The sequence below is a fragment of the Pseudomonadales bacterium genome (assembly GCA_024234615.1).
Classification (GTDB): domain Bacteria; phylum Pseudomonadota; class Gammaproteobacteria; order Pseudomonadales; family IMCC2047; genus JAJFKB01.
Map to the genome: position 1 here is coordinate 1,686,087 of JACKNY010000001.1, position 20,859 is coordinate 1,706,945.

The window sequence follows — 20,859 nt, forward strand, 5'->3', positions numbered from 1 at the left end:
CATACCGATTGATTCCGAAACGCTGTCATAACACACGAGGATGAAACATCATGGAAAAATTAAGATTAAACAAACCAAAGTTAAACCCTTGTCATGCGGTAATTAGTCTCTGGTTGGTTGGGATGATTGCTTTGTCGGCAATGCCAGCACAAGCGAGCACCAGTTGTTTAAAAACCGCCAGACTCGCACACAATGCTTGCTGGTCAGAGGTTTATGCAGATTTTTTCACCGCCAGCGGTATTTGTGAAAATCTGACAAATTTCTCTGATAAAAGAGCCTGTATCAAAGCAGCCCAAAAAAATTGGCGCGCAGACAGTCGTGACTGTAAAGAACGGCGTAATGGTCGACGCAACCTCTGTTTCGCACTCAATGAAGACAAATACGATCCTGACATTGATCCAGCCGAATTTGACTCCAGTTTCACTGTACAAAATCTCTACTACCCACTGGGTATAGGTGATAAACATGAATACGTAGGTATTGATGATGAAGGTGAAGTTTCCGAGCATATCAATATTGAAGTGCTCGATAAGACCAAATCTATTCAAGGCCTTACTTGTCGTGTCATCAACGATATCGTGACGGAAGCATGCGACGAGGAAAGCTGCGACGTTATTGAAGATACCGACGATTGGTATGCTCAACATAACAATGGCGATACCTATTACTGCGGTGAAGAAGCCAAGGACTTTGAGTATACCGATGGTGATATGCCACGCGAGGCAGAGCTGGTAGAAATCGGCGGCTCCTTTAAAGGTGGTCGCGACGGCGACAAGGTCGGCATTATCTTCAAGGGCAACCCCATCGAAGGAGAAACATATCGGCAGGAATGGTCTTTGGGTAACGCCGAAGACTGGGCTACCGTGCTCGCCACCGCCTACGGAACAGGTGATGGCTTTGATGCTGACACCGACGACGAAGAGAGCCTCGATTACTTGGTGCCAGAAGATCTAGCCGAATACTTTTGTGGCAATAATAGTTGCGTGGTCACCAAAGATGGCAACGGCTTAGAACCCGGCGCGATTGAACGCAAATACTATGCGCCAGGCGTTGGCGTATTCCTTGAAGTCAATGTAGAGGATGAGGAAATTGTTCGTATAGTAGCCTGTGAGGTGGGCGCTGACCTGCATGGCTATTGCTCCGGCGAGATTCCACAGCCTGAAGAACCCTAGCCGTAAAAAATCCCTCCCCTTGGTAGCGGCTATTGTTAAAGCTTGGCCGCTACCCTTCTTCGGAGCTTAAGCTTGTGCGCTCGGCCGTTGTGAGACCTCTGTATACCAGCGGGTTAAATGTACCAACTCAGCAGGCGCCTCTAACTTAATCCACTTCGCAAAATCTACCGCAACTAATGTCGTAATATCTGCAATCGAATACCGGTCGCCCGCCATAAACTGACGGCTAGCTAAATGTCCGTCGATATTGGCAAAAAATTCTAGTGTACGTTTATTCCCACGCTCAATTAACGCCGGAATTTGAGCATGCGGATTTGGGCCGACCACCGCACGATTCTTGAACGCCTCAGCACCATTTCGAAATGACTCGGCAACCGCGCCAATACCATTCATAAAGGCAATATGGTTCCACATTTCAATCAATCCAATTTCTTCAGGCGTCGTGCCATATAGCGGATTTTGTGGATATTTGGCCTCGATATAACGGCAGATCGCATCAACTTGACTGATACACACGCCGTTATCCAACTCCAACAGAGGTACTTCATTGGAGGGACATTTCTGCGAAAATTCAGGCGAAAACTGCTCGCCTTGCATCAAATCTATTTGCACTATAGGAATCTCCACACCTTTTTCAGCTAAAAAAATGCGAACTCGGCGGGGATTAGGTGCAATTGTAAAATCATAGAGTTTCATCAGTTGTTCCCTGTTTGTGGTTTACTTGGGAACCTCTGATTAACTCCTTGATATCTCTGGCTCACAGAGCGTTTGTAGGTCAAGGCGGCTTTGTGCAGGAATGTCTAGACCTTGTAAACAAAGCTAACGCAGAGCTACGAATGCTCTGTAAGCCCCGTAGGGCGAGGCATGAAAGCTTCATCTGCGGCGTTAGAAACTTGGCTAAGGCAATAAGCATTAGCGGCAGTTTCTGCCTTGCAGCAAAAGCTTTCAGGGCTCGCAGAGACATTAAGGCGTTAATCGGAGGTTCCCTTGCACTATATCAATTCACCCCCTAGAAAAACCAGTACAATATTTCAAATCTAAAAGACTGATGTAGTTTGTGTTCTTGTTATCGACCTTAATGATAGGAGGAGCCCTGCAATGAAAGTGATAATCGCAGGCGCCGGTATTGGTGGTTTGACCGCCGCTCTAAGCCTGCAAAAAGTTGGCATCGACGCCAAACTGTTTGAAGCGTCCGCTGAAATACTCCCCATGGGAGTCGGCATTAATATCCTTCCCCATGCTGCACGCGAACTCTGTGAACTCGGCTTAAAAGAAGCCATTGACCGCATTGCCATCCGCACCAGCAACATGAATTATTATACTCGCCAAGGAAAGTTGGTCATCAGCGAACTCTGCGGCACCTATGCCGGATATCGTTGGCCACAGTGGTCGGTACACCGTGGCGCGTTACAGATGCTGCTGCTCAGCAAATTTCAGAAAAGAGCGGGTGCAGGCCAAGTAGTCTCCGGCTCTCAATTAAGTAATTTTGTACAAACAGGCAGTAAAGTAACCGCCTATTTCACCAATCCCAAAACCGGCAATATAACCAGTGAAGAAGCCGATTTATTAATCGGTGCCGACGGACTGCATTCCGCAACTCGCAAAAAGATGTTCCCACGCGAAGAAAAACCCCGTTATTCAGGCTTGGTAGCCTACCGTGGCGCCGTCGAGAGTCGCCAGTTTTTAGATGGGCAAACCATGGCTATTATTGGTGATAAGAGACAACGATTAGTTTGCTATCCGATCGCCAAGGAAAACCTGTTAGCAAACAAAGGTTCTAGCATAGTGAATTGGATTGCCTGTATTCCAGTGCCAGAACCGGATGCACCCAGGGAAGACTGGCAGAGAGAATCAGAACAGCAGTTACTTGGCGCTATGTATGAGAATTGGCAATATAATTGGCTCGACGTACCTAATCTCATTCATCATACCGAGCGCATTTATGAATTCCCTCTTTACGATCGCGACCCGCACCGCCAATGGACTTTTGGCCGGGTCAGCCTGTTAGGTGATGCCGCCCATCCGATGATACCAGTAAGTTCCAATGGCGCTGCGCAGGCCATTCTTGATGCCCGCGCGTTAGCCTGGGCACTAGCGAAGGCAAATGACCCGATGGCGGGTCTCATGGATTATGAAGATGAACGGTTAGAAAAAGCCAATCGTGTTGTCCTTGCCAGCCGAGCAAATGGGCCCGACCAAGTATTGGAGATAGCTCGTGAACAATGTCCGGAAGATGCCGAATATGTACATGATTACATCCCGCAACAGAATTTACAGCAGATCATTAATACTTTTAAATTAGCAACAGGCGCAACACCCGATGTGCTCAATAGCGCACCATCCTATAGTCAAATGTAAGGGCTTCTCTAGAGCAGACATCAAAACCCCGGCGGCGTGCAGGCACTGATCAGTTCACAGGTTTCCCTGCCGACATTTTTAAAATAGTGGGGTTGGGTGCTTTTAAAATAGTAAGCATCCCCCGGTTTCAGAATTTTTTTGCGCTCCCCAACGGTCACTTCCAACTTACCCTGCAAAATTATGCCGCATTCCTCCCCCTCATGGGTGATGCTGTGTTTTCCAGTGGTCGCGCCAGGTTGATAGCGTTCATGCAAAAACTGTATTGCCCGGTTCCGAATACTCCTTCCTACCTGGCGATAAGAGATGCCACCCTCGCCTATCTCGACCAATTCATGTGCCGCAAAAAATACCTTTTCTTCAACCTCAAAGGTGTCGGAAAAAAATTCACTGAGGCTGAGCGGCAGCCCATCTAGCACCTTTTTTAACATTCCCACTGTCGGATTCATGCTACCCGATTCTATTTGCGATATGGTTGCATTCGCCACCTTTGACGCCTTCGCTAACTGCCTCTGCGAAAGTCCTAACTGACTGCGAATATCCCGCAATCTGACACCGATATCCGTCGCCATTAATTTATCTCACTATGCTGTTTAATATACTGAACATTATCAGTATTTAAGCCTGGCAAATCAACAAGTTAATTAAAGTTGCATAACTCATTGTTTAACATCCCGAAAGAAATTTAGAATAACCGTAATCTATTAGGGAACCTCTGATTAACCAAAGATTATGAAACTAACTCAAGCACAGCTCGACGCACACTGGATGCCCTTTACCGCTAATCAGGATTTTAAACAAAATCCTCGGATTATCACTAAGGCTGAAGGGCACTATTACCAAACCATCAACGGCGAGAAACTCTACGATAGCTTTTCCGGGTTGTGGACATCCGGCCTAGGGCATTGCCACCCGAAAATCGTTGCGGCCGTGCAGGCACAGGTTGCTGAGATGGATTTTTGCATGAACTTTCAGCTCGGTGGTGATAAGTCATTTATACTGGCGGAAAAACTCACCCAGCTCGCGCCTGCTGGATTTAATCACTGTTTCTTTACCAATTCCGGCTCGGAATCGGCTGACACTGCGTTAAAAATTGCACTCGCTTTTCACCGAGCCAAAGGCGCGGCTGAACGTACTCGCCTGATTGGTAGAGAACGCGGTTATCACGGCGTTAACTTCGGCGGCATGTCGGTCGGCGGCATTCCGGCGAACCGCAAAGCCTTTTCTGCTAATTTCATTAATAACGTCGATCACCTACCCCATACTCACAACCTAGAACAGTCCGCCTTTAGCCGAGGTCAACCACAATGGGGCGCGCACCTCGCAGACGATCTAGAACGTTTATGTGCATTGCATGACGGAGGTAATATTGCTGCCGTTATCGTGGAACCGGCGGCGGGTTCGACTGGCGTACTGCCACCACCACTGGGCTATCTGCAGCGGCTACGCGAAATTTGCAGCAAATACGGTATCCTTCTTATTTTTGACGAAGTCATTACTGCGTTTGGGCGTTTGGGAGAACCATTTGCTGCCACTCGTCTTGATGTGATACCTGACATTATTACCACTGCCAAGGGCCTAACCAATGGTGTTATTCCGATGGGAGCGGTGCTGGTCAGGGATGAAATCTATGAGGCTTTTATGCAAGGTCCCGCGCACCTGATAGAGCTGTTTCACGGCTATACCTACTCCGGCCACCCTGTTGCCGCCTCTGCAGGCATTGCCTGTATGGATATTTATCAAGAGGAAGGGATCTTCCAACAAGCGCGTGAGTTGGAAAGTATTTTTGAGGAGGCAATCCACGCTCTGGCAGAACATCCTAAGGTTATCGATGTTAGAAACTTCGGCTTAATGGGGGCTATTGAAATGGCGCCTCGCAAAAACGGCCCCGGTATGCGTGGCATGGAGGTGCACAAGCGTTGTTTTTGGGAGGAACAGTTGGTGGTTCGCAACGGCATGGACACACTACAGTTTTCACCCTTCTTAAACTCAAAGTCTGAAGATATAGAAATGACCTTTGAGACAATCAAACGCGTACTCGATAAAATAGAATAGCTTTTAGACCTGGAGACATGGCATGACCGCACAACAAACCGCAGCACAACCGAGCGAACTGATTGGCCATTACATCAATGGTGAATTGGTTTTAGAGCACCAACGCACCGCGCCGGTGACAAATCCAGCCACCGGCAAAGTTGAAAAACTGATTGCCTTGGCGTCAACAGAAATCACTGAAACCGCCATCACAGCCGCTCAAGCTGCTTTTCCGGCCTGGCGCGATACACCACCGATTCAACGCGCCAGAGTCATGTTTAGATTTAAAGAACTCTGCGAGGCCCATGCGGATAGGTTCTGCGAAATTATTACTTCCGAACACGGTAAAGTATTAAGCGATGCCCGCGGTGAACTCACTCGCGGCCTCGAAGTGGTTGAGTTCGCCTGTGGTATTCCTCATCTGCTGAAAGGCGAACATGCGGAAAATATCGGTAGCGGTATCGACTCCTGGTCCACCATGCAACCGCTTGGGGTGGTGGCGGGGATTACTCCCTTCAATTTCCCGGTCATGGTGCCGATGTGGATGTTCCCCATCGCTATTGCTTGCGGTAATACGTTTATTTTAAAGCCCAGCGAAAAGGACCCTTCCGCCGCTTTACTGATCGCTGAACTATTAACCCAGGCTGGCTTACCCGCTGGCGTATTTAACCTGGTCAATGGTGACAAAGAAGCCGTAGACACCTTACTGCAGGCCCCCGAAGTACAGGCCATCAGTTTTGTCGGCTCAACGCCAATTGCGGAATATATTTATAAAACCGGCAGCGAAACCGGTAAACGTGTACAGGCCCTCGGCGGCGCAAAAAATCATCTGCTCGTGATGCCGGATGCTCACCTCGATAAGGTCGCTGATGCGCTCATGGGTGCCGCTTACGGATCTGCCGGCGAACGCTGTATGGCTATATCAGTAGCTGTTTGCGTTGGTGATGAAACCGCCGACGCACTGGCAGAACGACTCGTTCCAGCAGTTAAAAACCTGCGTATCGGCGATGGCCTGTTAGCGGATATGGATATGGGCCCACTGGTCACAAAAGCACATTTAGAGCGGGTAACATCCTACGTTGATCTGGGTGTTGAAGAAGGCGCCACCCTGGTTGTCGACGGTCGCAACAAAACCGTCAATAACAGCCAAGGTTTCTTTATCGGCGGCTGCCTGTTCGACCATGTGCAACCCAATATGCGCATCTACAAAGAAGAAATCTTTGGGCCGGTATTGTGTATCGTGCGGGCACCGGATTTTGAAACCGCCTGCCGCTATATTAACGAACATGAATTTGGCAATGGCACCAGTATTTTTACTCAAAATGGCGACGCCGCCAGGAGATTTGCCAATACCATTCAGGTCGGTATGGTAGGCATCAACGTACCCATCCCGGTACCTATGTCATTTTTCTCCTTTGGCGGCTGGAAACGTTCCGTATTCGGACCATTGAATGTTCATGGGCGTGATGGCGTGCGTTTTTACACTCGTATGAAAACCATTACCGCTCGTTGGCCGGAAGGCATTCGCTCTGGGGCAGAATTTATTATGCCAACGATGAAGTAAATTGCACCTGCGCAAACAGTACTCAACTCTGTTTAATAATAAAGGCTGGACGTGAGCGAACTTAGCCATCGCTTGCGTCTTTTCCCAAGGATCGGTTAGCACATAAAATTTATCTTTAAAAATCCAACAGCAAACTGGTTTTCTGTATAATGCCTCGCCCGATTACCTGAAAGCCGACAACAATGACCATCGAAAAACAACTTCACGCACGCAGCGGTGCGCAATGTGAACTCTGCTCTAGCCGCGACGATTTGAACGTATACAACGTACCGCCAACCTCAAACGGTAATGCTGAAAAATGCGTATTAGTCTGTGCTACCTGCCTTGAACAAATTCAAAACCCGCAAACAGCAAATCCCAATCATTGGCGCTGTCTGAACGATAGCATGTGGAGCCAAGTCCCCGCAGTACAGGTGGTAGCGTGGCGGATGCTGACACAGTTAAGCGCAGAAGGCTGGCCGCAGGACTTGCTCGATATGCTTTATCTGGATGAAAGCACCCTCACGTGGGCAAAGGCTAGCGGCGAAAGAAATATCGATAACGACACGACTATGACGAAGCATTTTGATAGTAATGGTGCCGCACTCGAAGCAGGAGACACAGTAACCCTTACCAAAGATTTAACTGTTAAAGGTGCAAACTTCACCGCCAAACGTGGCACCGCAGTACGAGGAATATCATTGGTGGCTGATAACCCCGAACAGATTGAGGGCCGCATCAACGGTCAGCAGATTGTTATTCTGACCAAGTTTGTTAAAAAATCGAAATAGGGTGTTAGCTACAAGGTTGTTTGCGCAATTAAAATGAGCGACGCCGGCTTTCCGGTTTTTGGGTGAATTGGCTCTCTTCGTTGTTGCAGTTGAAAGCCATTTTTCTCGAACAACCTGAGCCAACTCTCCAGCGTCCTAAAATACCAAGGTGCTGGATCAGAAAAACCCTTACTAAAACCTTGCCAGGACCCCTCCCGCCAGCCATCCTGATAGGGGCCATCGCCGCAAGTTAACAATGGATGGAGGGTTTGAAGGATAAACACACCGCCACTTTTTAGCAGCTTTGGCGCACTCTCGACTAGATTTTCAACAGACTCTTTGCCCAATAACGAAAAATTACAGACTATCAAATCCACTTGTGCCTCCAACTTACCCAGCGCAATATCCTCATAAGAGATAAGCCTAAAGTCACCCTCCCCGGCACGTTTCGCTTGTGTAATTAGTGCTGGTATCACATCAGTTCCGATGACAGTAATACCCTGCGCAGATAGCTTATGGGCAAGCCAGCCCTCACCACAACCAAGATCGATGACGGTGCGTGGTGCACACCCCAGTACTGCCTCCAGAATTGCCTGATCCGTAACAAGTTTGCGGCTTTCAATGAGGCCATTGCGCACCTCATCTACCCAAGCATTTGCGTTTTTAAACCACGACGCAATAATTTTTTCATCGTTAAAGCGATTCAAATTTCTCACCACTCGATTGGATTTTCAAGCTCGATGGCCTAAAGAAAGTTCGCGTACAGTATCCATAGGGCAAAACCTAAAAAACCTACACCGCTAACACGATGCAAGATCATAAGTGGAACAAATTTGAGCAGCCAACGACCGCCGACAACACCCAATGCAGTGGTTATCAGTAAAGCCAACGTCGCGCCGATATATACCGCAAACGGCGCTAGCGTTACACTCAATGCGGCAACTGACAATTGCGTCTTATCACCCAACTCGGCAATAAAGATCAGGATAAAGGCGGTCACAAATATACTATGGCTCGATTTCTCTTTAACGGACTGTTCTTCATCAATGCGTCCGAACAGTGCTTTGGCGGAAAAGACTATAAACATCAGCGCTGCAGCCATGGCCAGCACTGCTTGGGGAATTAGCTGTATTGCAGCTGAGCCTAGCAAAACGGCTAAAATATTTAGTAGTAGGAAAGCCGTACTCGCCCCCAGAAATACAGGCATTGTGCGATGACGGCTGGCTAAAAGCATACAGGCCAATTGGCTTTTATCACCAAATTCCGCTAGAAAAATCAATGCAAAACTCGACAAAGTGTTAGCCAACATATAATTCGTTCATTGTTTATTGATGCAGATTCAATCTATTAAATGCTGAGTTTTGTTGGTCTCCCAACATCCGGCGGTTCGAGGGCTAATTACGATTGCGCCGCGCCTCCATTCTGCGAAGCATTTCAGACATGATCAGGTTGTACAATTCATCCCCAAGGTATAGGTCTTCCACACCGCTATCGATGCTCGGATTATCATTGACCTCAATCACATAGCCGACACCGTCCTTTTCCTTAATATCAACCCCATAAAAACCATTACCTATTGGTTTGGTTGCCTTCATGGCCGCGTCCAAAACTCCTTTGGGAGCTTCAAAGGTTGGTAAGGTTTCATAATTACCAGAAGCGGTTTTCTTTGCACCATGCTGATAAATCTGCCAGTGATTACGCACCATATAGTACCGGCATGCGTAAATTGGTTTTTGGTTCAACACCCCGATGCGCCAGTCAAAGTCCGTATAAAGAAATTCCTGAGCCAGTAACAGTGTCGATTTTTGAAACAGGCGCTCAAGCACAGCTTCCAGCTCCTGTCGATTATTCGCTTTTTCCACACCGACGGAAAAAGATCCATCCGGAATTTTCAGCACTATCGGGTAACCCAAGGTCGTTTCGAGTTGCTCCACCTGAAGCGGCTTATTTTTATGCAGCAATTCCGTTCTTGGCGAGGGTACTTTGTTATTGCGAAACAAATCCGCAAGATAAATTTTATTGGTGCAACGTAAAATTGATGTTGGATCATCAATAACCACCAGACCTTCTACTTCTGCGCGTTTGGCAAAGCGATAGGTATAATGATTGATTGAGGTCGTGGCGCGAATAAACAGACCATCATATTCCGGCAGTCTCGCATAGTCTTTTTGGGTAATAAGCTCCGCGTCTATATCGAGGGATTTACCCGCCGCGATAAAACGCTTTAATGCCGCCTTACTCGAAGGGGGGAATTTTTCTTCCGGGTCTACCAAGATTGCCAAATCATAACGATATTGTTTCTTCGAACGACCTTTGCGCCATACCTTGCGGCTGTAGTCATCCAATGCTTTCGCAAAATCATTCTCGTCTGCCTCCTCCAGCACGCGGTGGCTCATAATTTTGAGCATGTCGATTTTCCACACTTTGTCGTAACGCAGCGTGATTTCCAGTACTGGGCAGGGAAAAAGCTCAAACAGTTTACGCGCCATTTCGGCATATTGCTGGTCAGTACTGACGCCAAAAAAACTCTTTACCTGTAAAGGCTTGTCGCCATCGCTCGGTGCTGGCTTTTTCGTTAGCAGTTCGGGCAAATAGGTTAACTGCATTTGATAAAGTGCTCGCTGGCTTAAATCATTCAGCGTGCGGACCGATGGGATTACCCCATGCCCTCTTGCTTCTGCCAATAGAGAGCAGTAATAGCCGGCAGAGAGATAGCGATTATTTCGGCAAAGATTGATAATCCGAAGACGCCCTCCTTTATTTGCGTTCGAAGCCGAATTTTCCGAGTACCCGTTAGCGAGATACTCTTCAAAAGTGACCACATTTTCGCTGGGATAATAGGGTTCCCAATCATCCTTTTTATCAATAATAATCAGAGTCTCAGACATGTTCCTTCCATACTACAAGAGTTTGCACATTGTGCGACTTAGCGTGCAGCCAGACAATCCCTTCGAGTGAAAAATATTTTTCAAACCAATTCTTTCTTAGCTCAAGCCAGAGTATTCTTAGCGCTGCTTTCACCCCGGTGAAGGGCCGCTATTGAGATTTTCCGAATGGGCAAACCCGTAACACTAACACTTCAAGACTTGAACGTATTCCCCCGCAGTTACAACAGCGCCAGGGAAAAGCTGAAATCCTTGTCACAAGACCTGGTTCAAAAGGTCGAGCGGCAGAGCTTCCCTTTGGCTGGCATAACGGATATTGATACGGAAAGTCTTGCAACTGACACGCTTTGGATCGGTTCACCTACAGCGGAGAATGTTGTGATTTTGATATCAGCCACACATGGCATCGAGGGATTTGTTGGCGCAGCCGTCCAAATAGATTATCTGCAACAGCTTCGGCAAAATGCCCCGCCACCATCCGGCACAGCTATTCTCATTATCTTCGCGTTAAATCCCTTCGGGTTCGCGCAATACCGCCGCTGTGACGAAATGGGTATTGACCTTAATCGCAACTTCATCGACTTTAGCCAGCCCTTACCCGCTAACCCGGGTTATGTCGAACTACAACAAGCTATATACTGCGAGGACAGGCTTCAGCGCAACGCTATGTTTGAGCAGTTTCAAGAGCAAGAAGGACAAACTGCGTTTGAAATAGCCATCAGTGGCGGCCAATATACAGACCAACACGGGCCTTTTTACGGGGGACAACAACCCGCGCACGGCAACCGTGTCATCAACCAGGTGATCGAAGATTATCGTCTCAATCATCGCCATCTGGCGGTGATTGATATACATTCGGGATTGGGGCCTTATTCACATGGGGAGCTGATCAACGATCACCCGCTTAACAGCCCTGGCTTTCACGTGACTAATCGCTGGTATGGGCCCAGCGTCACCGCTCCAGCATCCGGTGATTCAAGCTCAGTTAAAAAAGCAGGACTTTTGGACTACCGCTGGCATGAGCTTATGGCGGAGCGCGGAAGCTTTATTACATTAGAGTTTGGCAGTTATCGGACGCAGGCAATGTTTGAGGTGATATTAGAAAACCATCGCAGCTGGAAGTTGGCTGATCCAGAAGCGATCAACGCCAGTGCAATAGCAATGCAAGAACACTTTTGTCCAAGGGATAACTATTGGCGGGAGTTAATTTTAATCAAAGGGCGCCAAGTAATCCAACAGGCTATAAGCGGTTTAAAAAATGAATGAACAAAATTTCAGCGTTGAACCGGCCACTTTAGATCATCTAGAGCTGCTGCTAGACCTGGAGCAACAATGTTTTACAACGGATCGCCTTAGCCGTCGCAGTATGCGACGCTTTCTGTTGAATGAACAAAGCGTCTTTATGGTCGCATTACACCAAGATCGTTGCGTCGGTTATCTGTTGATTATCTTCCACCGCGGTACCAGACTAGCCCGGCTTTATTCGATTGCAGTAAATCCCGAGTGGCGTGGCCAGGGTGTTGCCCGGCAAATGATGGGCGTTGGCGAGCAAGAGGCGCAACACCGCGGAGCACTCTATTTTCGGCTAGAGGTCAATAACACCAATATCAATGCAATAAAGCTGTATGAATCTCTGGGGTTTAAAAAATTCGGAGTACTGCAGGATTACTATGACGACCATAGTGATGCGCTACGTATGCAAAAGCGTATTCGTTATCCGGATCGAGATTCCGTACACACTATTATCCCCTGGTACCGTCAAAGCACGCAGTTTTCCTGCGGCCCCGCTGCATTAATGATGGCGATGGCTGGCTTGAGCCCAGATTACCGGCCAAGCCAAACCGAAGAGCTACAACTTTGGAGAGAAGCCACCACCATTTTTATGACCTCTGGGCACGGTGGCTGTCACCCCCTCGGTTTAGCCTTGGCCGCTAAAAGGCGCGGCTTTAATGCGGAAGTTTGGCTCAATCAGCACCAACCCATTTTTGTGGACAGCGTTCGTAGCGAATCTAAAAAAGCGATTATTGAACTGGTACACCATGACTTTGTTCAACAAAGTGAAGAAGCAGGCATCCAAATCAATTACGAAAACATCAATCAGACCACTTTGATTGAGGCCTGTAATCAAGGTGCAGTTCCGATTGTATTAATCAGCACTTACCGTATGGATCGGAAAAAGACGCCGCATTGGGTCGTCATCAGCGGCTACGATGAACAGTGTTTCTATATGCATGATCCGGATCCCGACGAAAAACACCAGGATTTGTTTGATTGCCAATATTTGCCCATCACCCATCAGGATTTTGAGCCCATGTCCTCCTTTGGCAGTAACCGACTCCGGACTGCCATTATTCTTTCTGCACCATAGTTAGGATTTTCTTTTAATGGTTTGATGGCTTTTTAACAACCAACCAATGACAACACCGACACCCGTAAAAACCAAGATGAGTAGCGAGCGAGACATTGACACAGACCAAAACAAGAACTGGATTTTAACCACAATGGTATTTTGAAAGACAAAAACCAGCACCAAACCAGCAATGATAAGACTCACGATCAATTTTATATTCAAGTTTTACCTCCGATTTGATAAGAGCGCAGCCAACAAAAAATACGCGCGCCATCATATCTATAAATATTCCCCGACCTAAATAAATTCACACTCTTGTTTAATTGCCACTCTGCCATTATGCTGGCATATCAATACAAACTCGTGCTTTTTGATAGCCAGGAACCATTAATCTCCATGACCTATTGTGTAGCCATCTCCGTCAAAGCAGGCATTGTTTTTTGCTCTGATTCCCGTACCAACGCTGGCGTAGACCAGATTAGCACCTATAGCAAAATGTATCGATTTGGCAAAGATGGCGATCGCCAATTTGTTGTTTTAACTGCTGGCAATTTAGCCACAACGCAGGCGGTTACGACACAATTAAAAAATGACATCAAACAAAACGCACAAATCAATCTAATGAATGTACCCTCCGTCGATGAGGCTGCTGAATATCTAGGTCAAGTGAGCCTAGCCCAACAGGCCAAATACGGGCAAGGCGCGGTGCATGAAGCCAACTTTATCATCGGTGGGCAAATCGTTGGTAGTCGTCCGCGCGCTATGATGGTCTATCCACAGGGAAACCATATCACCACCTCAAAAGATACGCCCTATTTACAAATTGGTGAAAGTAAATACGGCAAACCCATACTGGATCGTATTCTCGAACAACAGTTACCGTTAGATACAGCGGCGCTATGCGCACTGGTGTCGATGGATTCAACCGTACGCAGTAATTTAACGGTCGGCCCTCCTATTGAGGTTACTGTGTATGAAACGGATAGCCTCGTACTAAACCGCCATTACCGCTTCGATCAAGACAGCGACTACCTGAGAGACTTAAAGTGTGCCTGGGATCATCGCTTAAAAGAAGCCTTTCGCTCCCTGCCTCCCATTCAATGGGCTGAAATGTGGGACCAGGATCAGGAGCAAGATCAGGGCAATATCAACAGTTATACCAGTTAATATTAGGCGCAGTATCTCTGTTCAAAAAAGAGCACAGCCCGAGCAGGCAAACAAAATTCTTCACGCCGCATTGGTTTGAGTTTGCTGTTGTAATTCGACTGGCTTGAGAAACCAAGTGCTGGCAATTTCATTGTGTATTGTGGCAAACTCGAGTTGAATTTGGTCGATAAAATCATGCTGCGTATTAGTATCAAGCAGTTCAGAAAACTTGCTATCACGCACTTTTCGCTGGGTCGCAGCCACCGTGCGCAAACTATTTTCATTATTAGGTAACTGTCCTGCCGCCTCCACCAATCGATTTAAACAATGTAAAACGGTGCGTGGAAAGTTCGGGTCCAACAGCAAAAAATCCACTACATCTTCGCCATTCACACGATCCTGGACATGCTGACGATACATTTGATAACCATTCAATGAACGCAATACATTCATCCAAAGGGAATTTTCGTAGGGAATGATATCAATGGTATTTTTTGCATGGTTCATCAGACTGGCCACACCGACATCGATGATGCGACTGGTCATGTCTGCGCGCTCTAAGTTCCGACCCATGACCATAAAATCGTAGGCATGGTTGTGACTCATGCAACCCGATAATAACCCGGTTAGCTGAAAAGATGAGTTGATAACCCGTTTTAGAAAGACTTGTCTACTGCTGCGTCCAGAGCTTTTAGCAGCATTGCTCTGCGCATATAAATAGAGGTCGTTGATCAGCTCCCAGGCTTCCGCAGGAATAATTTCTCGGGTAGTGCGGGCATTTTCACGAGCCATAATGAGTGAGTTTAAAATCGAACCCATATTACTCTTTTGGGCTATTAGAAAACTGCTGACATTGGCTTCATCCTTATTTTTAAAGGTTTCTTCGAAAACCTTATCCCCGCCTGTAATATGAATAAGCGTTTCCCAGCCTACCTTAGAGCCTTTGGGTAGATCCAACAGCAGATTGGAATACACATTAACAAGCCGCGCAGTATTCTCAGCCCGTTCCATGTGACGCGCTAACCAATAAAGGCGTTCAGCTACTCTCGACAACATATTACCCGTCCTCCGAAACAATCCAGGTATCTTTACTACCACCACCTTGAGAAGAGTTAACAATATAGGAGCCTTTGACTAAGGCGACACGAGTCAAACCACCGGCTGTCACATATGAACCCTGACCACTTTGCAGAATGAATGGGCGCAGGTCGACGTGCCTTGGCTCAGCGTGATCACCAACCAACACCGGAGCAGTGGATAATGACAATAATGGTTGTGCAATATAGTTGCGTGGATCGGCTTTAATCAGTTGAGCAAACTCGTTACGTTGTTTTTTGGTAGCCTGTGGGCCCATCAACATACCATAACCACCGGACTCGTTCGCCGGTTTGACCACCAGTTTGTCCAGGTTAGCCAACACATGCTGTTTTTGTTTCTCGTCGGAACAAATAAAACTTGGTACGTTTTCAATAATGGGTTCTTGATCGAGATAATATTTAATAATCGCAGGCACATAGGTATAGAGCACCTTGTCGTCGGCAACACCAGCGCCAGGCGCATTCGCCAAAGCGACGTTACCCTTGAGCCAGGCGCGCATTAAACCAGGCACACCTAACGCCGAATCTTTAAAAAAGACTTCGGGATCAAGAAATAGATCATCAATACGGCGATAAATCACATCGACCTTAGACAGTCCACTGATGGTCCGCATAAACACGTGATCGTCCTCAACCACCAAATCTGAGCCCTCCACCAGCTCCGCACCCATGCGCTGCGCCAGATAGGCATGTTCAAAATAAGCAGAGTTATAAACCCCTGGAGTTAATACCACTACCTCCGGGTAATCCAGCGGTCTCGGTGAAATGGCTGCCAAAGTATCAAACAACTGTGTTGGATAATCGCTAATCGGTAATATCGTTAGATCTTCAAACAGTTCGGGAAACACTCGTTTGGTGACTGCGCGATTTTCCAGCATATAGGAAACCCCGGAAGGAACCCGTAAATTATCTTCCAGCACATAGAATTTACCATCACCATCACGTACCAAATCTGTTCCGCAAATATGCGCCCAGACACCACCAACCGGTTTCATGCCAATGCAGGCTTTACGAAAATTCTTTGATTTTAATATCAGCTCCTTAGGAACCACTTTGTCCTTTAATATTTTCTGACCGTTATAAATATCGTCAATAAACATATTCAACGCTTGCAAACGCTGCGTTAAACCCTGTTCAGCAACCGCCCACTCTTTCGCGGCAATTACCCGAGGAATAATGTCGAACGGCCAATCACGATCGATATTGCCGGCGTCACTATAAACCGTAAAGGTAATGCCCATGGTGGTAATGGCCACTTCCGCCGCGTGCTTACGTGCGCCAATTTCTTCACTTTTAAGCTTGTGCAGATAGCTAACAATGGCACGGGCATGCTTTCGCGCATTGCCCGGTGTGCTAATAAGCTCATCGTAAAATGGCGCTGAGTTGTATGCGTTCCAGTCGATTCCCATACATTTCCATCGTCTTATACAATTAAAAACTCAGTGTAAAGCGAATTAAAAAATAAGTCGAATCAGTAATATTTATCTGTAGCACATCCTACAGTGTCCGTAGTCCAGAGGTTCTCGAGTTATTCCGATTATTGGAAGCGAAATGTGTTAAACTCCCCAACAGCACGATCAAGCATATCGGTTTTAAAAAACCAATATTCCTCCTCCCTCAATTGCAGAAGCAAGTCCATCGTGCTTGTGAAATGTAAAGTCAGCACATGCTGGAACTCAGTCCTCAAGTGCAAGGAAATACCATGAACACATTATCCATTGGCGTCGTTGGCGCCTCGAAAAAAGAGGATGAGTGGCGTGTTCCGATCCATCCTGGCCATGTGACGCTAAGAGCAGGCGCGCATGTTGATCGTTGAACATGATGGCTCAGAGAGGCCTTTGTCGGATTTAATTAGCGAATCCGGCATTATTATAAATGGCGTCTTTCAAGACACTAACCACCCTATTGATTTTGTGATTGAAGAGGAAAAATCCTGCCTTAATCCTGGCTGCTTGTTCATTCACCTACCATTGCCGCCGGACGTGATAGCTGGCAGAACAATGAGACCATTCGCCGAGCGATCAATATTGATCAAGGCATCATTCAAAAACCGAATATTCTGGCCTTTCAAAATCGAGCATTAGATTATCCTCATACTGTCATGTAGGTTATTTTAGTATTAGATGGTATTTGGGGGCTGACCTCATAAGGCCTTACTATTTATCTATAGTTACAGGTATCATATAAAATTCATTCCTGTGTAGACGCCCCGCAAAATGACCATAAAAGTAGCTCTCAAACACCATACTGCTTATCACTTTGACCGCCCCGTCACTATCGGGCCTCACATCGTTAGACTGCGTCCTGCACCACATAGTCGAACACCCATTAGCGCCTATTCATTAAAGATACAACCAAAAAATCACTTTATTAATTGGCAACAGGATGCCTTCGGCAACTATCTCGCCAGAATCGTTTTCCCGGAGAAAGCGCGCCAGCTTGTTGTCGATGTTGAATTAATTGCTGAGATGACTGTGATTAACCCCTTCGATTTTTTTCTCGAAGAATCAGCCGAACACTTTCCTTTTAGGTATGGCGAACAAGAGCAGATTGATCTGGCCCCCTATTTGCGCATTCATGAGAATGGGCCGTTGCTGCAAAGGTATCTCGGATCAATTAATCTCAAACGCCAACAAACGGCGAATTTCCTAGTCGAGGTTAACAGCAAACTCCAGCAACATATCAATTATTTGATTCGCATGGAGCCTGGCGTACAAAGCTGCGAAGTAACACTGGAAAAGAAAATCGGCTCTTGCCGTGACACTGCCTGGCTACTGGTGCAAATACTGCGACATCTAGGTTTAGCCGCGCGTTTTGTGTCTGGCTATTTGGTGCAATTAACCGCCGACCAAAAGTCGCTTGATGGGCCGAGCGGGCCTGAGCAAGACTTTACTGATCTACATGCCTGGGCGGAAGTCTATGTGCCCGGCGCTGGCTGGATCGGTTTAGATCCAACTTCCGGGCTGTTTGCCGGTGAAGGCCATATCCCTTTGTCCTGTACTCCTGAACCAAGTTCAGCTGCGCCTATCAGCGGAGCGACCGACAAGTGCGAGGTCGAATTCAAGCATTCCAACCAGGTCTTACGCATCCACGAAGACCCGCGCGTCACCAAGCCTTTCACGGAAGATCAATGGCAATCAATTTTACGCCTAGGTGACGAGGTAGATCAGCAGTTAGAACAACAGGATGTGCGTCTCACGATGGGCGGCGAACCAACTTTTGTATCCATTGACGATATGGAAGGCGCAGAGTGGAATATCGCCGCACTCGGTAAAGATAAGCGCCGTTTAGCTGGCGAATTATTATTGCGTCTGCGGGAGAAGTTTACTTCCGGTGCAGTACTACACTACGGTCAAGGTAAATGGTATCCAGGCGAGCCCTTACCACGTTGGGCTCTATCGGCATACTGGCGCGAAGATGGCGAAGCGCTTTGGCAGGATAACAAGTGGCTAGCGGATGAGGCAACCGATTACCAGTTAACCTCGGCGGATGCCCACCAATTTATCCAAGCCTTAGCCAAACAATTACAGCTTCCTGAAAGCCATATTGTTAGCGGTTACGAAGATGTTTTTTACTATTTATGGAAGGAAGGACGCTTGCCGCCGAATGTCGACGTGCTCGACAACAAGCTCAGCAACGGCCTGGAACGCGACCGCGTACGCCAATTGTTCGAAAAAGGCTTAGACAAAGTCACTGGCTACGTGCTGCCAATTCACCGTCACGAAACGCAACCGCGCTGGGTCTCCAACCAATGGCATTTTCGCGCGCAACAGATGTTCCTCACGCCAGGCGATTCCCCCATGGGTTTACGTTTACCCTTAGATAGCCTGCAATGGGTAGAGCCAAAAAAACGCCCTCTATCCCCCGCCCGAGACCCCTTTAGCAAGCGCGGCGCACTACCCGCATTGGGCAAACTGGCAAAAACGCAGCAGCAACCGGTGGCTGAACAATTGCTCGAAGAGGAGTCAGCATCGAAGTTCACCACCACGGCCATCTGTGTGGAAGTCCGATCAGGTCGACTGCACATATTTTTCCCCCCTTTGACGCACTTTGAGGATTGGGCCGAGCTAATTCATGCGGTTGAACAGGTTGCGGCGACACTTAAAATACCGGTGATCCTGGAAGGCTACACGCCACCGCACGATCCGCGCATTAAAAAATTATCCGTCACACCAGACCCCGGCGTTATCGAAGTTAATATCCATCCCGCGAAGAGCTGGCGCGAGATCGTAGAGACGACCGAAACTCTCTATGAGGAAGCACGCCAAACACGCCTGGGAACGGAAAAGTTTATGCTTGATGGCCGCCACAGCGGTACCGGCGGCGGTAATCATGTCACCTTGGGTGCCGCGAGCCCGATAGACAGTCCCTTTTTACGTCGCCCTGAATTACTGCGCAGCTTAATCACCTATTGGCAAAACCACCCCAGTTTATCTTACCTGTTTTCTGGCTTATTTATCGGCCCAACCAGTCAGGCACCAAGGGTCGATGAAGCCCGCGATGGCCATCTACATGAACTAGAAATTGCATTTGATCAACTACCACCGGGTGATAGCCAGCAACCCTGGCTGGTGGACCGAGTGCTGCGTAACTTTCTGGTCGACTTGACCGGTAACACTCACCGTTCTGAGTTTTGTATCGATAAACTCTACTCGCCCGATAGCGCCACCGGGCGCTTGGGCCTGGTTGAGTTTCGCAACTTTGAAATGCCGCCGCACGCCCGCATGAGTGCCGTGCAACTCCTGTTGCTACGTAGTTTAGTGGCGGATTTTTGGCAGCGGCCGCTGCAAAGACCGCTGGTACGCTGGGGTACGCAATTGCATGACCGCTTTATGTTGCCCTATTTCGTTTGGGAAGATTTCAAGTCGGTAATCGAACATTTACAGCTAGCCGGTTACGCCTTCGATATGGATTGGTTCGCACCCTTTTTTGAATTCCGCTTTCCGCACATCGGCAGAATGCAGGCTGGCAGTATGACTTTGGATTTGCGTGCAGCAATCGAACCTTGGCATGTCCTAGGCGAAGAAAGTGGCGCACAGGGCACCGCGCGCTACGTTGACTCGTCGCTGGAACGGATTCAGATCAAAGTTCAGGGTCTGGTTAGCGAGCGTTATCGCATTAGCTGTAATGGTATCGCTTTGCCCTTACATTCAACCGGTACTCACGGTGAATACGTTGCCGGGGTGCGCTACAAAGCTTGGGGGGCTCATTCCGCATTGCATCCGACTATCGGCGTACATACGCCGCTCACGTTCGATCTGGTTGATGTCTGGAATCGCAAATCCTTGGGTGGCTGCACCTACCACGTGTCACATCCCGGTGGACGCAACTACGACACCTTTCCGGTGAATGCGAACGAAGCTGAAGCCCGCCGAATTGCGCGCTTTGTCAAACAGGGACACTCCCAAGGCACCATTGATGTCGCAGCTCCTATCGTGCAAGCGGAGCATCCATTTACCCTGGACTTGCGCCAGTTTTCCAACTATGGCTGGTGAAAAACCATCTGT

The 20,859-nt window shown here is 47.8% G+C and carries 17 protein-coding genes; 9 read left to right on the forward strand and 8 right to left on the reverse strand.

Going from position 1 to position 20,859, the window contains the following annotated elements; all coding sequences use genetic code 11:
- Positions 1–50 precede the first annotated feature (50 nt).
- Positions 51–1,172, forward strand: coding sequence for a hypothetical protein (locus H6995_07725; protein MCP5214881.1), 1,122 nt, complete (start codon positions 51–53; stop codon positions 1,170–1,172).
- A gap of 66 nt (positions 1,173–1,238) precedes the next feature.
- Here the strand turns inward: H6995_07725 and H6995_07730 are convergent, their stop codons facing one another.
- Positions 1,239–1,868: a glutathione S-transferase family protein gene (locus H6995_07730; protein MCP5214882.1), complete on the reverse strand. Its 630-nt coding sequence runs from the start codon at positions 1,866–1,868 to the stop codon at positions 1,239–1,241.
- Between the two features lie 402 nt (positions 1,869–2,270).
- Between H6995_07730 and H6995_07735 the strand changes: the two genes are divergently transcribed.
- Positions 2,271–3,530: a flavin-dependent oxidoreductase gene (locus H6995_07735; protein ID MCP5214883.1), complete on the forward strand. Its 1,260-nt coding sequence runs from the start codon at positions 2,271–2,273 to the stop codon at positions 3,528–3,530.
- A 20-nt stretch (positions 3,531–3,550) separates the two neighbouring features.
- Here the strand turns inward: H6995_07735 and H6995_07740 are convergent, their stop codons facing one another.
- Positions 3,551–4,099, reverse strand: coding sequence for a cupin domain-containing protein (locus H6995_07740; GenBank protein ID MCP5214884.1), 549 nt, complete (start codon positions 4,097–4,099; stop codon positions 3,551–3,553).
- Positions 4,100–4,259: 160 nt separating this feature from the next.
- Here H6995_07740 and H6995_07745 point away from each other — a divergent pair, with 160 nt between their 5' ends.
- The 3 genes from H6995_07745 to H6995_07755 all read left to right on the forward strand — a co-directional run bounded on the left by H6995_07745 (position 4,260) and on the right by H6995_07755 (position 7,895).
- Positions 4,260–5,582 carry an aspartate aminotransferase family protein gene (locus H6995_07745; protein ID MCP5214885.1) on the forward strand — a complete coding sequence of 441 codons (1,323 nt, stop codon included), beginning with the start codon at positions 4,260–4,262 and terminating at the stop codon, positions 5,580–5,582.
- A 22-nt stretch (positions 5,583–5,604) separates the two neighbouring features.
- Positions 5,605–7,125 carry a CoA-acylating methylmalonate-semialdehyde dehydrogenase gene (locus H6995_07750; GenBank protein MCP5214886.1) on the forward strand — a complete coding sequence of 507 codons (1,521 nt, stop codon included), beginning with the start codon at positions 5,605–5,607 and terminating at the stop codon, positions 7,123–7,125.
- Positions 7,126–7,307: 182 nt separating this feature from the next.
- Entirely contained in the window at positions 7,308–7,895 is a 588-nt protein-coding gene (locus H6995_07755) for a PhnA domain-containing protein (protein MCP5214887.1), read from the forward strand.
- Between the two features lie 8 nt (positions 7,896–7,903).
- Here H6995_07755 and H6995_07760 read toward each other — a convergent pair whose 3' ends face one another.
- From H6995_07760 to H6995_07770, 3 genes are all read right to left on the reverse strand, one after another.
- A complete protein-coding gene (locus tag H6995_07760) occupies positions 7,904–8,581 on the reverse strand; it encodes a methyltransferase domain-containing protein (protein ID MCP5214888.1) in 678 nt (225 codons plus the stop codon).
- Between the two features lie 38 nt (positions 8,582–8,619).
- Positions 8,620–9,183, reverse strand: a complete 564-nt coding sequence (locus H6995_07765) for a TMEM165/GDT1 family protein (GenBank protein MCP5214889.1) — start codon at positions 9,181–9,183, stop codon at positions 8,620–8,622.
- Between the two features lie 85 nt (positions 9,184–9,268).
- Positions 9,269–10,762, reverse strand: a complete 1,494-nt coding sequence (locus H6995_07770; GenBank protein ID MCP5214890.1) for a RimK family protein — start codon at positions 10,760–10,762, stop codon at positions 9,269–9,271.
- Positions 10,763–10,927: 165 nt separating this feature from the next.
- Between H6995_07770 and H6995_07775 the strand changes: the two genes are divergently transcribed.
- On the forward strand, positions 10,928–12,025 hold the full coding sequence (locus H6995_07775) for a DUF2817 domain-containing protein (GenBank protein ID MCP5214891.1): 1,098 nt from the start codon (positions 10,928–10,930) through the stop codon (positions 12,023–12,025).
- Positions 12,018–13,127, forward strand: a complete 1,110-nt coding sequence (locus H6995_07780; protein MCP5214892.1) for a GNAT family N-acetyltransferase/peptidase C39 family protein — start codon at positions 12,018–12,020, stop codon at positions 13,125–13,127. Before H6995_07775 ends, H6995_07780 begins: the two co-directional genes overlap by 8 nt.
- Here the strand turns inward: H6995_07780 and H6995_07785 are convergent, their stop codons facing one another.
- Positions 13,128–13,331, reverse strand: coding sequence for a LapA family protein (locus H6995_07785; GenBank protein ID MCP5214893.1), 204 nt, complete (start codon positions 13,329–13,331; stop codon positions 13,128–13,130).
- Between the two features lie 174 nt (positions 13,332–13,505).
- Between H6995_07785 and H6995_07790 the strand changes: the two genes are divergently transcribed.
- Positions 13,506–14,276, forward strand: a complete 771-nt coding sequence (locus tag H6995_07790) for a peptidase (GenBank protein ID MCP5214894.1) — start codon at positions 13,506–13,508, stop codon at positions 14,274–14,276.
- Between the two features lie 60 nt (positions 14,277–14,336).
- On the opposite strand, the gene H6995_07795 is transcribed toward H6995_07790, so the two are convergent.
- The gene (locus H6995_07795) at positions 14,337–15,311 is read right to left on the reverse strand and encodes an alpha-E domain-containing protein (GenBank protein MCP5214895.1); all 975 of its coding nucleotides are present in this window, start codon (positions 15,309–15,311) and stop codon (positions 14,337–14,339) included.
- A 1-nt stretch (position 15,312) separates the two neighbouring features.
- A complete protein-coding gene (locus H6995_07800) occupies positions 15,313–16,761 on the reverse strand; it encodes a circularly permuted type 2 ATP-grasp protein (GenBank protein MCP5214896.1) in 1,449 nt (482 codons plus the stop codon).
- A gap of 807 nt (positions 16,762–17,568) precedes the next feature.
- Between H6995_07800 and H6995_07805 the strand changes: the two genes are divergently transcribed.
- Complete coding sequence (locus H6995_07805) at positions 17,569–20,847, forward strand: transglutaminase family protein (GenBank protein MCP5214897.1); 3,279 nt, start codon at positions 17,569–17,571, stop codon at positions 20,845–20,847.
- Positions 20,848–20,859: the final 12 nt, after the last annotated feature.